At 68.4% G+C, this 2,888-nt stretch carries 3 protein-coding genes; 1 reads left to right on the top strand and 2 read right to left on the bottom strand.

Translation table 11 applies throughout. The features are described 5' to 3' along the window. Nucleotides 1-127: 127 nt before the first annotated feature. Together ACIQ42_RS17685 and ACIQ42_RS17680 are read right to left on the bottom strand one after the other, a co-directional pair. Entirely contained in the window at nucleotides 128-898 is a 771-nt protein-coding gene (locus ACIQ42_RS17685) for an SDR family NAD(P)-dependent oxidoreductase (protein WP_397423544.1), read from the bottom strand. 43 nt (nucleotides 899-941) lie between these two features. Beyond that, nucleotides 942-2,348, bottom strand: coding sequence for an AMP-binding protein (locus tag ACIQ42_RS17680; protein ID WP_397423543.1), 1,407 nt, complete (start codon nucleotides 2,346-2,348; stop codon nucleotides 942-944). Between the two features lie 44 nt (nucleotides 2,349-2,392). Here ACIQ42_RS17680 and ACIQ42_RS17675 point away from each other — a divergent pair. Next, nucleotides 2,393-2,888 (top strand): amidase family protein (locus tag ACIQ42_RS17675; RefSeq protein ID WP_397423542.1); only part of this gene is annotated, 496 nt, incomplete at its 3' end.

Below are 2,888 nucleotides of genomic sequence, written 5' to 3'. Positions count from 1 at the left end.
TCTGGCCCGCCCGGTTGCGGCCCCTCAGGTCCGTTCCCAGCTGCTGAACTCCGCCCGCGCCGCCCCGGTCATCCCCGGTCGACCGCCCCCGCGCCCCTCGGGTTAAGTCCGGCCGCCGCCCCCGGCCTCAGAAGTTCACCCGCCGCGAGATCGCGCCATCCACCAGCAGGTTCACGCCTGTGGTGAAGGCCGAACGCGGGCTGGCCAGAAACACCGTCGCCGCGGCCACCTCTTCCGGGGTCGCCATGCGACCCGTGGGATTGCGCTTGATCATCTGGTCGAAGAACGCGGGCATGCCGGCCTTCACATTGCCCCACACGCCGCCTTCGAAGAACACGGTGCCCGGCGAGACCACATTGCAGCGCACCTGTTTGGGCGCGCCCTCCCGCGCGACGCCCTTGGCGTAGTGGATCAGGGCAGCCTTCATGGCGCCGTAGGAATTGGGGTTGTCCGTCTCGGCTGCAGAGACCGACGAGGTGATGATGAACGCCGCATCGCCATGGGCGGCGGCCGCCTTCTCCAGGAAGGGTTTGGCCGCCTCGAAGGTGCGGACCGCGCCCAGCATGTCGATCTCGAACATCGCCTTCCAGGCGTCCTCGCCATTGCCCTGCACCAGGGCGCTGGCGTTGGAAACCAGCACATCGATCCCGCCCAGGGTCTCGCCGGCCTCTTTGACAAAGGCCTGCAGGGCCGGGCCGTCGGCGATGTCGACCACCTTGCCGAACGCCTTCACGCCCTTGGCTTCCAGCGCTTTCACGGCCTCGGCCACCTGCTCGGCGTTGCGGGCGCAAATGGCGACATTGGCGCCCTCGTCGGCGAAGCAGTCGGCGATCGCCCGGCCGATGCCGCGCGTCCCGCCGGTCACCACTGCCGTCTTGCCCTTGAGCTGCAGATCCATCTGACGTCTCCCGTTGTGATTGGCGCGGACCCTGCCAGAGGTGTCAGGTCCGGAACAAGTCCGCATAGCGTTCGCGCAGCAGGTTCTTCTGCACCTTGCCCATGGCGTTGCGCGGAAGCTCGTCCACAAAGAGCACCCGCTTGGGGGTCTTGTAGGCCGCCAGCTGCCGGCGCGCCTCGGCGATCATGGCGGCCTCCTCGCCCTGCCCCATCACCACCGCCACCACCGCCTCGCCGAAGTCGGGATGCGGCACGCCCACCACCGCCGTCTCCGTCACGCCAGGCAGTTCGTCGAACACCAGCTCAACTTCCTTGGGATAGATGTTGTATCCGCCCGAGATGATCAGGTCCTTGGCCCGGCCCGAGATCCAGACCCGGCCATCGGGATCGCGCCGGCCCACGTCGCCCGTGATGAAGAAGCCGTCGGCGGTGAACTCTTCGGCCGTCTTCTCCGGCATCCGCCAGTAGGCCGAGAAGACGCTGGGGCCCTTGATCTCGATGACACCGGTCTGCCCGTCGCCGCCGATCCGCAGATCTACGCCTGGCAGAGGATAGCCCACCGATCCGGCCACCCGCCCGCCGGCCAGCGGATTGGTGGTGATGATCACAGCCTCACTCATCCCGTAGCGTTCGAGAATCCGCTGTCCGGTCCGTTCCTCGAACTCGGCGAAGGTCGAGGGCATCAGGGGCGCCGATCCGCAGACAAACAGCCGCAGGCCAGAGGCCAGCTCCCGGGTGAACCCCGGATTGGCCAGCAGTCGGGTGTAGAAGGTGGGCACCCCCATCATCACCGTCGCCTGCTTGAGGCCGGCCAGCACCTCGGCGTCCGCGAACCTGGGTAGCCAGACCATCGGGCACCCGCTGAGCAGCGCACAATGCAGCGCCACGAACAGTCCGTGCACATGAAACACCGGCAAGGCGTGCAGCAGCACATCGTCCGCCGTGAAGCCCCACGCCTCGTGCAGCGCCAGCGCATTGGCCGCCAGGCTGCCGTGACTGAGCATCGCGCCCTTGGACCGGCCCGTCGTGCCTGAGGTGTAGATCAGGCTGGCCAGATCGCCGCCCGTGCGGCTCACCGAAACCTCGAGGGGCGGATGCCGCATCGCCTCCTTCACCCAGGATGCCGGATCAGTGATGAACACCCGCGGCTCGGCGTCCTTCAGGAAGTAGTCCACCTCCGCGGAAGTGTAGGCGTTGTTCAGGGGCAGGAAGACAGCGCCCGCCTTCAGGACGCCCAGATAGACCATGATGCCGGCCGCCGACTTCTCGGCCTGCAGCGCCACCCGGTCGCCCGGTTCAACGCCCTCGGCCACAAGCCGACCCGCAACCCGCGCCGCGCCGGCCTCCAGATCGCCGTAGCTGACCTGCCCGCCATCGCTCAGCAGGAAGCACGGCTTCGCCCGGTCCTGCGGAAACCGGCTGGCCAGAAGATCGTAGAGGTTCTCGGACATACCCCTACCTAGCGCGAGGCGGCAGGTCGCGCGATAGTCAGGACATGACACCGACTGAAGCCCTCGCGCGGATCCGCCGCTACGACCCCCGTCTCAAAGCCTTCATCCAGGTCTTCGACCCGCCACTGTTCGGGGAGACCTCCGATGGGCCCACCGTGGCCATCAAGGATCTGATGGATATCGCCGGGACGCCCACCGGGGGCGGCGCCGTCGTGCCGCTTGACCCAGGCCCGACCACCCATGCCGTGGTCGTCCAGCGCCTGTTGCAGGCGGGATACTCGGTCGTGGGCAAGACCCACACGGTGGAACTGGCCTATGGCGCATGGGGGACCAACCGGGCTGTGGGTGCGCCCTGGAACCCCTGGGACGCCCGGGTGCATCGCCCGCCCGGCGGCTCATCGTCAGGCTCGGCGGTGGCGGTCGCGGCGGGCCTCTGCGATGTCGCACTGGGCAGCGACACCGGCGGCTCGGTCCGAATTCCGGCGGCCGTCTGCGGCGTGGTCGGCCTGAAGCCCGGACGCGGCCTGGTCAGCCTCAAGG

The sequence above is a fragment of the Phenylobacterium sp. genome, from assembly GCF_044372605.1.
Lineage (GTDB): Bacteria > Pseudomonadota > Alphaproteobacteria > Caulobacterales > Caulobacteraceae > Phenylobacterium.
Note: the sequence above shows the minus strand (reverse complement) of the source record. Positions and strands in the feature narration are given on the sequence as shown.